The organism is Clostridium sp. SHJSY1, from assembly GCF_031626875.1.
GTDB lineage: Bacteria > Bacillota > Clostridia > Clostridiales > Clostridiaceae > Clostridium.
Genome location: NZ_JANDMF010000023.1, coordinates 72946 through 84025, shown reverse-complemented (window position 1 = coordinate 84025; position 11080 = coordinate 72946). Strand labels below are relative to the sequence as shown.

Sequence of the window (11080 nt, the reverse complement as noted above, 5' to 3'; positions counted from 1 at the left end):
TGGGTTGCATGGTTTATATGTAACCCATGCATAAAATAAGTAAAGTCAAGCCGTGTACAAGCGTGTACACGAGATATATGAAAGAGGTGAAAAAAATGGGGTTAAAGCAGTAGACAAAAAGATAATAGTTATAGTAAAGCTCTATGGGGTCATAGAACATCTATGATATGGAAAAGAAAGAGTATATAACTATAAAAATATCTAAGGGGGCAAATGCAATGTTAAATAGTAAAAAATATAAAAGATTTCAAACAATTAATTTTAAGGAAAGAACTTGGCCAAATAAAATCATAACAAAGGCACCAATTTGGTGTTCAGTAGATTTAAGAGATGGGAATCAAGCTCTTATAAATCCAATGACAGTAGAAGAAAAGAAAGACATGTTTAAACTTTTAGTAGAACTTGGTTTTAAAGAAATAGAAATAGGGTTTCCATCGGCATCACAAATAGAATTTGATTTTTTAAGAACACTAGTGGATGAAAATTTAATTCCAGATGATGTTGCAGTGCAAGTATTAACACAAGCTAGGCCGCATCTTATAGAAAGAACATTTGAATCTTTAGAAGGAATAAAAAAAGCTGTAGTTCATATTTATAATTCAACATCTATCCTTCAAAGGGATGTAGTATTTAATATGAGTAAAGAAGAAATAAAAAATATAGCTGTGGAAGGAACAGCACTTGTAAAAGAGTATGCAAAAGATTTTAAGGGAGAACTTTCTCTTGAATACTCTCCAGAAAGTTTTACGGGAACAGAGGTAGAATATGCTTTAGAAATATGTGAGGCTGTTCTTGATATATGGGGAGCAACAAAAGAAAATAAAGTTATTATAAACCTTCCATCTACAGTAGAAATTGATACTCCTAATATTTTTGCAGATCAAATTGAATGGATGAGTACAAATTTTAAAGATAGAGAAAGAATTATTTTGAGTGTACATCCACATAATGATAGAGGAACAGGAGTTGCAGCAGCTGAACTTGCTCTTTTGGCTGGAGCTGATAGGGTTGAAGGGACATTGTTTGGTAATGGAGAAAGAACTGGAAATGTAGATATATTAAATATTTCATATAATATGTTTGCTCAAGGTGTTGACCCAGAACTTAATCTTGAGGATATACAAAAAATTATTGATGTTTATGAAAGATGTTGTAAAATTCCAGTGCATATAAGACATCCATATGCTGGTGAGTTGGTCTTTACTGCTTTTTCTGGATCACATCAAGATGCTATTAATAAAGGAATGGTTAAATATAGAGAAAGAGAGGGGCAGTATTGGGAAGTTCCATATTTGCCAATAGATCCTAGTGATTTGGGAAGAGAATATGAAGCATTAGTTAGGATTAATAGTCAATCTGGTAAAGGAGGAATAGCCTTTGTAATGGATAGATATTATGGATATAAGATGCCTAAAGCTATGCATAAGGAATTTGCAGATGTTATTCAAAAGATTTCAGAAACTAAGGGAGAAGTTGCGCCACAAATTATTATGGATAAGTTTACTGATGAGTACTTAGAAAAACAAGAGCCATTCAGACTTATTAAATTTATGATTAAAGATTTACATGATGATGATACAAATATTGATACAAAAGTTGCAGTTAGATTCACTTATAAAGGAGAAGAAAAGGTTATTGAAGGATTAGGAAATGGACCAATAGACTCGTTGAAAAATGCATTACATGATGCTAATATAGTAAATATTCATATAAATGATTATGCTGAACATTCTCTTGGAAAGGGATCTGAAGCAAAGGCAGCAGCCTATGTAAACATGAATTTGTATGATAAAGGGCCATCTACTTTTGGAGTAGGTGTAGATAGCAATATAACAGTTGCATCAATAAAGGCTGTATTTAGTGGATTAAATAGATTATATAAGTAAAGTTAATAAAAGAGTATGTTTGAATAAATTTCATACCATACTCTTTATTTTATGATTTTTACCAACTTCCGGAAGAACCACCACCGCCAGAAGAACCACCACCAAAACCGCCAAAGCCACCATCACCAGAGGAACCACCAAAACCACCACCACCAGAAGAACCTCCAGGACCATTTCTATTATTAAAACTATTTATAAATAAAATTTGTAATAAGAAATGGGATACTCTTCCTCTATTCAAAAGTAAATCCATAAAGAATAAACCAAGTAGTACTATAAGACCTATTTCCATGCCTTTAGAACTTTGAGTATTTTCTTTAGGTAATGAAATGTTTAGTGATTTATCTAATGATGTATTATATTCTTTAGCAATATAATCACAGAATGTACTATAACTTTCGGTAAGTCCTTTACCATAATCACCTTTTACAAAATTAGGTTTAGCGATAGAATCCATAACTCGGCTAGTAAGCACATCAGGAACTGCTCCTTCAAGACCTCGACCAACTTCAACTCTCCAAGCTCTATCTTTCAATGCTACAAGTATTAAGAATCCATTATCTTTTTCTTTTTGTCCTATACCCCAGGATCTAAAAAGACCATTAGCATAAGATTCAATTGGAATATTATTTGTTGAATTTATTATAACAATAACAGCTTGAGCACCTGTTTTATCTTCTAGTTCTTTACCTATAGAAATAACACTCTTACTATCTGAATCAGATATAATATTAGTATAATCATTAATGTATTTATAGTTAGTAGGTGAAGGATACGTTTCAGCTGCAAAAACAGAAGGTGGTAACAAGAAAATTAATATTAAAAGAGAAGATAAAAATATTTTTATAAATTTATTTTTTATTCTCATTTTTGATTAGAAAAATCCACAGAAGGCACTTCTTTTGAACCTTCACTAGCCTTATAAAGTGATTTTTCTCCAAAGCCAAACAAGGAAGCTATTATGTTATTTGGAAATCTTCTCCTTTTAGTGTTATATTGAGTTACAGCTGTATTATAGTCTTGACGAGATATTGCTATTCTATTTTCTGTGCCTTCTAATTCAACTGTTAAATCTCTAAAATTTTGATTGGACTTTAATTCAGGATAATTTTCAACAACCACTAATAATCTAGATAATGCACCAGATAATTCGCTATCTGCATTTGCCTGATCAGATACGTTTGTAGCACCAGCAAGCTTACTTCTAGCATTGGCTATATCAGTAAAGATATTTTTTTCTTGGGAAGCATATCCTTTTACTGTGTTAACTAGATTAGGGATTAAATCAGACCTTCTTTGAAGTTGAGTATCAATATTTGATTCAGCTGTTGAAACTTTTTGTTCAAGAGTAACTAAACTATTATACATGCCTATAGTTGGAATTATTAATAAAAGAATTACGATAACAACTATTAGTAAGGCTTTAAAATTCTTTTTCATATTAGAAAACCTCCTTTATAAACTTATATTAGTATATGTAGAAATATAAAGATTATTATTTGAGTTTTACATATATTAACATTAGAGGTTAGTAAAAGAGTTAGTATACTATTTTAAATTTTTTTTCATCTTTAACTAAAGGAAGTTTTTTTGCGGAAAAATCAGTAACTTTAATAAACATATTTCCTTTTTTAATTACAGATAAAAACTTCTGTAAATTTTCTTCTTCACCTTGAACCTCTAGTTCTACCATACCGTTCGCCATATTTCTTACAAATCCAGTTAAAGAATATTTTAGAGCATTTGTTTGAGCATAAAATCTAAATCCTACTCCTTGAACTCGACCATCTAAGACTAAAAAATATCTTAACATACACACTCCTCCGATAAAAAATATAAATTAATTATAGCATATATACTATGTTGCAATTTTCAATTTATAATACACATAGTCATAAATACGCTTGATATCCTTTAGAGTTTTTTGAATAATATTAGTAATAAAGAGGATATATAAGCATATATCATATACATATAAATATTTTGAAAATTCAAAATATTGTGTTATAATAATCAGGTAATATATGAGAATGGTGGTGAAATTATGCAAAGAAGTTTGGTTTTAATTAAGCCAGATGGTGTTGAACGAAATATAATTGGAAAGGTAATTAACTTCTATGAGGAAGATGGATTAAAAATAGTTGCCTTGAAGATGGAATGGGCTACTGAGGAAATTGCAATGAAACATTATGAGCAACATAAAGGTAAATTTTTTTACCAGGAGCTAATTGAATATATTACAAGAAGCCCACTATGCGCTCTAATTGTTGAGGGAGAAGAGGCTATAGAGAAAGTTAGAAAAATTAATGGTTCAACTAATCCTATAAAAGCTGAAAAAGGTACAATAAGAAATCTGTATGCAAAAAGTGTTACAGAAAATTGTGTGCATGCTTCAGATTCAGTAGAGAGTGCTGAAAGAGAAATTTCAATTTGGTTTAATAATAAATAAAGATAAAAGAGACATCACTCAAATAATTGGATGTCTCTTTTATATTAATCTATTAAAGGGGTTATAGATCTTCACAATGAAGAAATTAATTTATAATTTTAGTAACTTCCAATTTTAACCCATTTATCATTATAAAGTTTTAGAACATCATTAGGTAGATTTCTATAAATTTCACAATTAGATAAAGTTTCATCATCAGGATAGCGTTCTTTTATATCATCATCTAACATTTCATATGCTTTCCAGTTAGGAGTGTAATATCCTATATAATCTACATTTTGCTTAGAATTATCTGGATCTGTTAAAAAGTTTATAAAGGCTTCGGCGCCTTCTTTATTTTTACTACCCTTAGGGATTACCATTCCATCAAACCATTTATTAGATCCTTCCTTAGGTACTACATACTTAAGTTTAGGATTTTGCTCCATTATATAATTAGCATCACCAGACCATACAGCAGCAAGAGATGCTTCATCTTGAATCATGCAATCTTTAACTTGGTCTACAAACCAAGCTTTTACTATTGGTTTTTGGTCTATTAAAAGGTTAGCAGCTTCATCTAATTCCTTTGAATCAGTTGAATTCATAGAATAACCAAGTCGTTTTAAAGCTATTGACATAGTCTCTCTTACTGAATCAAACATTACTATATCTTTGTTGTATTTTTTGTTCCAAAGGATATTCCATGATGTAACTGGTTCTTTAACTACTTCAGGATTATAAATAATGCCTATAGTACCCCACATATAAGGTACAGAATACTTATTATCAGGATCAAATACTAAGTTTTTAAATTTGTCATCTATATACTTATAGTTGGGAATATTATCAAAATTAAGTTCTTCAACCATACCTTCGGAAATCATTTTTTCTATTGTGTAATCTGAAGGAAATACTAAATCATAGTTATTACTACCAGACTTCAATTTAGAATACATCTTTTCATTAGTGTCATAAGTAGAATACTGAACTTTATATCCAGTTTCTTCTTCAAATTTACTTATTAAATTTTCATCTATGTAATCACCACAGTTAAAAACGTTAATTACTTTATTATCACTTTCTTTAGTTTGGCAACCAGTAAACATAGAAGAAACTAATAAAGTACTTAAAGATAAAGCTATAATTCTATTAAATATTTTCAATGTTTTTACCTCCTGAAGATTGCTTTTTATTAACTATAAGTAATAGAATTAACACTACTATAAACATAAGGGTTGATAATGCATTTATTTCAGGTTTAATTCCACGTTTAGCCATTGAATATATTTCTATTGATAGATTAGTTACACCAGGACCTGTAGTAAAGAATGAGATAACAAAATCATCTATAGACATAGTAAATGCCATCAAAAAACCAGAGAAGATGCCAGGTTTAATTTGAGGAATTATAATTTTTCTCATAGCATATAGTGGTGTAGCTCCAAGGTCCAATGCGGCTTCAGTAGTATTTTGGGGAAGTTGTTTTAACTTTGGCAAAATAGATAATATTACATAAGGTAAACTAAAGGTAATATGTGCAAGTAACATTGTCATAAATCCAAAATCCATTTTAAAGAAAATAAATAGAGACATTAATGCAATACCAGTAACAATATCAGGGTTTAGAACAGGTAAATGATTTACATTAAGTAAAAGTTGTTTTCCTGTTCCTTTTTTCATATTATGAATACCTATAGCGGTAATAGTTCCAAGTATAGTAGAGATTATTGAAGCTAGGAGAGCTATAAGTAATGTATAGTATAAAGCTCTCATTATTGTAGCATCTTGAAAAAGCTGGCCATACCATTTAAATGTGAAGCCATTCCATTTAGCCATAGACTTTGAGTCATTGAATGAAAAAATCATTAAAGTGATTATAGGAGTATATAGGAATATAAAAATAACAATTAAATAAAATCTCTTTAGAAAATTCTCTAATCTACTTACCAAAGTCCAACACTCCCTTCCTTATCTGTACTATCAAATTTATTCATTAAGGTCATTGATATTAATATTACAATCATCATAAGTATTGAAATAGCAGAACCTAAATTCCAATCACTTAAAGTTGTAAATTGTTGTTCTATTAAGTTACCAAGTAACATATATTGTCCACCACCAAGTAAGCTTGATATAACAAAGGTAGAAACGGCTGGCATAAATACCATAGTTATACCTGAAATTACTCCAGGAAAGCTTAATGGAAAGATAATCTTTCTAAAAATAATCTTTCTATTTGCACCAAGATCACTTGCAGCGTTTATTAAGCTTTGATCCATTTTTGTTAGTACTGTATATATTGGTAAGATCATAAAAGGAATAAAGTTATATATCATTCCAAGTAGCACAGCACCATCATTGTATAAAAATGATATAGGAGCTATATTTAAGCTTTCCAGTATATTATTAATTACTCCGTTTTTACCTAGGATTGGAAGCCATGCATAAGTTCTTAACAAGAAATTCATCCACATCGGTACAATGAATAACATAATTAGAAGGTTTCTTCTTGATGCTTTCATTCTAGAAATAATATAGGCAACTGGATATCCCAAAATTAGACAAGCTAAAGTTGAAATTAGAGCTAATTTAATTGAACGATAAAATATTTTCCCATATTGAGGATTTAGTAATCTTGAGTAGTTATCTAAGGAAAAAATATAATTTCCATTAGAGTTTTCTGTTAAGCTAAAAAATAAAACTATTAATAAAGGGATAATAATAAATAGAGAACACCAAAAAATATATGGATAAGTTGCTATAGATCTTTTTTTCTTATTCATATTAGTAAGCCTTCCTCATTATATGGATGTCTTCAGGAGTAATAACTAGTCCTATTTTTGAATTTACATCATAAAATTTTGTGTTGTGGATGATAAATTCTCTATTATTTTCCTCTACAATCATTTCATAATGAACCCCTTTAAATGTTACAGATTTAACTGTACCTTTAAGCATGCCTTCATCAATTGAAACTATTTTTATATCCTCTGGTCTAATAACTACATCAATATTTTCTTTAAGATTAAATCCTTTATCTACACATTCAAACTCTCTACCACAGAAAATTACTTTGAAGTCTTCAATCATAGTACCATCTAAAATATTACTTTCACCTATAAAGTCAGCAACAAATGCATTAGAAGGTTCATTGTAAATATCTTCAGGAGAACCTTTTTGCTGAATTATACCTTTATTCATAACAACAATAGTATCAGACATAGTCAAGGCTTCCTCTTGGTCATGTGTTACAAAAATAAACGTAATTCCAAGTCTTTGTTGAATTTTTTTTAGTTCAAGCTGCATTTCTTTCCTAAGTTTTAAATCCAAAGCACCAAGAGGTTCATCTAAGAGAAGTACTTCTGGTTCATTTACAAGGGCTCTAGCTATAGCAACTCTTTGTTGTTGACCACCACTTAAGGATTCGATATTTCTTTTTTCAAAGCCAGATAAAGAAACCATAGTAAGCATTTCTTTTACTTTTTTATCTATTTCTTCTTTAGGGAGTTTTTTTATTTTTAACCCAAATGCTATATTCTCATAAACATTCATATGTGGAAATAGAGCATATTTTTGAAAAATGGTGTTTACTGGTCTTTCATTAGGGGGCACATTTGAAATATTCTTGCCATTAAATAAAATATCTCCAGAGTCTGAAGTTTCAAACCCAGCTATTAATCTGAGTGTTGTTGTTTTGCCACATCCTGATGGGCCAAGTAAGGTTAAGAATTCATTACTTTTAATATTTAATGATAGATCATTAAGTACCGTATTATTTCCATAGTTTTTAGTAATACCTTTTAATTCAATTATGTTTTTATCCATCATAAACACCTCTTTCTAAAATATTTAAAAGGATGGAGGAGTACTAATCCAAATTACTTTTGCTTGAGTCTTTCCGCAATTAGAGATGTAGTGACTCTCTCTTGGTTTGAAATAGAAACTTTCTCCTTTTTTTACTTTATATTTTTTATTTCCTAAATGTAAAAATATACTTCCAGATAAAACATACCCAAATTCTTCACCTTCATGAGGTTCTTCCATAGCATATCTTCCACCAGATTCTAATGTTATCATTATTGGCTCCATTATATTTTTTTGTGCATTTGGAACTAACCACATTAGATTATACTTTAATTCACTATCTTCTGTTTCGAACATATCTTCATTACGAAATGTAACTCTTTCTTCTTCTGTTTCACTAAAGAATTCTTGTAAGTTTGTACCTAAGATTTCAAGTATATCCACTAAAGTTGCAATAGAAGGAGATGTTAAATCATTTTCAAGTTGAGATATAAATCCCTTTGAAAGTTCACATCTATTTGCAAGTTCTTCTTGAGTAAGTTGTTTTTCGATTCTAAGTCTTCGAATCTTTTTTCCTATTTGCATATTTTCACCTACTATAAAAAATAACTTTTACTAAACTATATGTTTAAAATTACTAAACAAACATACATATTATATTAACTTTATTAAATAAAATCAAGATTTTTATAAAAAAAATTTTAAAGATAAGTTTTGGCCTAGTAAAGGATTTGAACTTATCTGAAAAAAAAGTTTACTTATTTAAATTATTATGTTTACTAATACTAAGATAAAAATATAAGTTCAATAAAGTTTGAATTTTTATGAAAATAAGTGGAGATAAGATTCAAAGCTATTGATAATAGTACGTAAATATGAGATATTTAATAATAAAGAAAAAAATTAGGTGGTAGTTATGGCAAATATTAATGGTAGTTATAGAAGAAATGGAAAGAATATTTATATTAAACAGCCTGATTATAAAGACTTTGTTTTTATTTCAAGGTTATGGTCAGATGAAGAAACTATGAAAGACATTGGTGGAACATTTAAATTTCCAGAAGAAAAATGGGAGATGTTTTACAAGAAGATGGTATACCCTACTGATGGGAAAAATTTCTATTGCCTAGTTTATACAATACGAGATAAGGCAATAGGTGAAGTTAGTTTTCATGGATATGATTCTGTAACTAGAATAGCAAGGTTTAATTTAAAGATACATCATAGATATAGAAATAAAGGATATGGAGAAGAAGCTCTTAAACTTTTGTTAGAGTATTATTTTTTAGAGTTTGGTGGAGAAATTTTAATGGATAATATACCAACTGAGAATGCTGTTAGAATAGCTAAAAAACTAGGGTTTCAGGAAGTTGGACAATATAAGGACGGAACACAAATGAAAGTAACAAAAGAAGAATTTCTAGAAAACAAGGCGGATAATCAAAAGGATATAGGAGTACTTATGTATGATGGAATGAACATGCTAGATTATGGAATAGTAAGTGATGTATTAGAAATGGCAAATGATATTAAAGGGAAAAAAATATTTAATGTTATAGGTATAGCTTTTAAAAATACAATTGAATTTCAAAATGGAATTACAATCAATACAGAGATAATAGATTTAGAAAGTTATAAACCAGATATATTAATAATACCAGGAGGAAAATTTGTAGATAGTCATGTTCAAGATAAAGAAGCAATTAAATTTATTATGATGAATTTAAATCATTGTGACTATATTTGTACCGTGGGAGAGGGTATAAGGTTTCTTGTAAGATGTAGAGCTTTAGAAGGAATTAGAATACCAAGGCTTCAAAGTTACATTGAAGGGTTAGCAGAAGAAAGAATAGTAGATAAGAATTTTATAGATAATGGTAAAGTGATTTTAAGTGCAAATGCTATTGGAACTTTAGAAATGATTTTATCACTGGTAGAAAAAGTTGGAGGAAGGAAACTTTCGGAAAAGTTAGAAAAAGGACTTGGAATGATTGAAAAGGACTTTATAAAAGAAATTTAATATTGTAAAATGGTAATGTAAACTATTATTTTTTCATATACCGTTTTGGAGGGGTTACTAATGAATTGCAAAAAGACAACTGTATTAGGATTTACTATACTGTTTATTCTATCATTAGGTGTACTTATTACATCGTATATGTTTGTTGGTTCTGGATCTAAGGAGAAAAAGTCTGCAAAGGAATTTTTACAATTACTTTCTTCAAATGATATTATAATTATGGGAAAAGAAAATGATAAATATAAATCAACTAAAAAGAGTGATCCGGCTAAAAATGAAGAATACTACAGTGTTGTTTCTGGAGAATATGCAATAGATGTAGATGCCAAGTACAATGTGATTGGATTTATAAATAAGCAAAGCAAGGCTTATGATATTAAAGTTACAGAGGATGAAGCTAAAGAATTAGGAGAAAAGTATTTAGATATTATTTATAAAGGAGAATTTAAATTTAAAGAGATTTTGAAAGAAGTAAATTCAGAATCTTTGTCATATTATTCTTTGGTGTTTACTAAATACAAGGAAGGATATCCATTTTATAATTATAATTTACTGTTAAAGATTAATAAAGAAACTGGGAGACTTGATGGTTTTTCGGATTCTTCTGTGTATAAAGAACCAAAAGAATTAAAAATTAATATAGATGAATCTAAGGCTTACGAATTAGTAAAAAATGAAACCTTAAATTTATATAAATCGGCTGAATTAAATGAAGAAATCTATAAGGCCTATTCAGAAGATAAAGACAATACAGAATTAGAACTATGCTATGTTATATCAGTAAAATGTCTAAATGAAGATAATAAGGAAATAAAAATGAAATACTTTGTATCAACTGAAACAGGTGACATTATTAATTCAGAAAAAAGTAATATTACAAATACAAGTTCATAAAAACTTAATAAAAATAGCCGTCTCAATTAAAATTGAGACAGCTAT

12 protein-coding genes are annotated in these 11080 nt (G+C 29.0%); 4 read left to right on the top strand and 8 right to left on the bottom strand.

The genetic code is table 11. The features are described from left to right. Positions 1–218: 218 nt before the first annotated feature. Entirely contained in the window at positions 219–1886 is a 1668-nt protein-coding gene (gene leuA / locus NNC19_RS12010) for a 2-isopropylmalate synthase (RefSeq protein ID WP_310938898.1), read from the top strand. Between the two features lie 58 nt (positions 1887–1944). On the opposite strand, the gene NNC19_RS12005 is transcribed toward leuA, so the two are convergent. From NNC19_RS12005 to NNC19_RS11995, 3 genes are all read right to left on the bottom strand, one after another. After that, positions 1945–2754: a TPM domain-containing protein gene (locus NNC19_RS12005; protein WP_310938897.1), complete on the bottom strand. Its 810-nt coding sequence runs from the start codon at positions 2752–2754 to the stop codon at positions 1945–1947. Beyond that, complete coding sequence (locus NNC19_RS12000) at positions 2751–3326, bottom strand: LemA family protein (protein WP_310938896.1); 576 nt, start codon at positions 3324–3326, stop codon at positions 2751–2753. Before NNC19_RS12000 ends, NNC19_RS12005 begins: the two co-directional genes overlap by 4 nt. A 100-nt stretch (positions 3327–3426) precedes the next feature. Then, positions 3427–3699: an acylphosphatase gene (locus NNC19_RS11995; protein WP_310938895.1), complete on the bottom strand. Its 273-nt coding sequence runs from the start codon at positions 3697–3699 to the stop codon at positions 3427–3429. A 231-nt stretch (positions 3700–3930) separates the two neighbouring features. On the opposite strand from NNC19_RS11995, the gene ndk reads away from it, so the two are divergent. Further along, the gene (gene ndk, locus NNC19_RS11990) at positions 3931–4335 is read left to right on the top strand and encodes a nucleoside-diphosphate kinase (RefSeq protein WP_396136418.1); all 405 of its coding nucleotides are present in this window, start codon (positions 3931–3933) and stop codon (positions 4333–4335) included. A gap of 98 nt (positions 4336–4433) precedes the next feature. On the opposite strand, the gene NNC19_RS11985 is transcribed toward ndk, so the two are convergent. The 5 genes from NNC19_RS11985 to NNC19_RS11965 are packed head-to-tail and all read right to left on the bottom strand — an operon-like array spanning position 4434 to position 8706. Further along, positions 4434–5480: a spermidine/putrescine ABC transporter substrate-binding protein gene (locus NNC19_RS11985; protein WP_310938894.1), complete on the bottom strand. Its 1047-nt coding sequence runs from the start codon at positions 5478–5480 to the stop codon at positions 4434–4436. After that, entirely contained in the window at positions 5467–6267 is an 801-nt protein-coding gene (locus NNC19_RS11980) for an ABC transporter permease (protein ID WP_310938893.1), read from the bottom strand. The genes NNC19_RS11985 and NNC19_RS11980 overlap by 14 nt, the downstream gene beginning before the upstream one ends. Continuing rightward, positions 6261–7100, bottom strand: a complete 840-nt coding sequence (locus tag NNC19_RS11975; protein WP_310938892.1) for an ABC transporter permease — start codon at positions 7098–7100, stop codon at positions 6261–6263. Before NNC19_RS11975 ends, NNC19_RS11980 begins: the two co-directional genes overlap by 7 nt. A 1-nt stretch (position 7101) precedes the next feature. After that, a complete protein-coding gene (gene potA, locus NNC19_RS11970) occupies positions 7102–8142 on the bottom strand; it encodes a spermidine/putrescine ABC transporter ATP-binding protein (RefSeq protein ID WP_310938891.1) in 1041 nt (346 codons plus the stop codon). A gap of 24 nt (positions 8143–8166) precedes the next feature. Next, positions 8167–8706, bottom strand: a complete 540-nt coding sequence (locus NNC19_RS11965) for an XRE family transcriptional regulator (RefSeq protein ID WP_310938890.1) — start codon at positions 8704–8706, stop codon at positions 8167–8169. 331 nt (positions 8707–9037) lie between these two features. Here NNC19_RS11965 and NNC19_RS11960 point away from each other — a divergent pair, with 331 nt between their 5' ends. Together NNC19_RS11960 and NNC19_RS11955 are read left to right on the top strand one after the other, a co-directional pair. Further along, entirely contained in the window at positions 9038–10141 is a 1104-nt protein-coding gene (locus tag NNC19_RS11960; protein WP_310938889.1) for a GNAT family N-acetyltransferase, read from the top strand. Between the two features lie 60 nt (positions 10142–10201). Next, on the top strand, positions 10202–11035 hold the full coding sequence (locus tag NNC19_RS11955) for a hypothetical protein (protein ID WP_310938888.1): 834 nt from the start codon (positions 10202–10204) through the stop codon (positions 11033–11035). The last annotated feature ends 45 nt before the right edge of the window (positions 11036–11080 follow it).